The sequence below is a fragment of the Synechococcus sp. RC10A2 genome (assembly GCF_047502605.1).
In genome coordinates this window covers 1-693 of the sequence record NZ_JANSHP010000038.1, presented here as the reverse complement: position 1 = coordinate 693, position 693 = coordinate 1, and the positions used below count along the sequence as shown (strand labels likewise).

The following is a 693-nucleotide window of genomic DNA, read 5'->3' as shown; positions in this document are numbered from 1 at the left end:
GCATCGCGAGCTTGGAGACGAATGCGCAGGCGATCGCGACCCACAAAAGAAGCATCGAAGTTCAAGCGTACCCGATAGGGAAGAGTCATGTTGGCTTGGTTTTGCTCTGCTACTACCTCCCCATCAACAACTCTGTCTTCCGTGAGAGCGCTGCCTACAACAGCGGCGATGACTTGGGCATTCAACTTGGTAACCGGGTTGAAGACCTTCCCTTTCAAGTCAGTAACATCGGCTTCCAGGGCATCCACCCGCCCGCGCAGGGCTGCCAGCTCAGCAGCAAATTCCTCTTGCAAGCGCTGCAGAGTGGCCAAGTCTTCCTTGGAGACTTTGTCGGCCAAACCGGCTGCAATCAACTCATTGATGCGATCCAAGCAGGCGTTCATACCGGCGGCAAACTCAAAGCGAGTCATAGCCCGGTTGCCGCGGAAGGTGCGGTCAGGGTAGCCGGCAATACAACCGTAGCGCTCCACCAAGGATTGCAGGGCTTGGAAGGCCCAGTCGGTGGGCTGCACATCCGAAAGCTCAGAGATGGAGGTGACCGGCCCGGTAGCTTGGGCATAAGCCACTCCAGGGGTCAGGATCGCTGCTGCACCCAGAGTGCCGGCCAGCAGCGTTTTCCAGTAGTTCGCGTGTTTCACGGGCATGTTTCTCTCCTTGTTCTTTTCCTCACACCTTTTTGGCTGTAGGGATGTC

General features: G+C 57.0%; 1 protein-coding gene. It reads right to left on the bottom strand.

Annotation, left to right across the window (positions count from 1 at the left end; all coding sequences use genetic code 11):
• A partial coding sequence (locus NW848_RS03805) for an iron uptake porin (protein ID WP_414510465.1) occupies positions 1 to 644 on the bottom strand: 644 nt, incomplete at its 3' end.
• Positions 645 to 693: the final 49 nt, after the last annotated feature.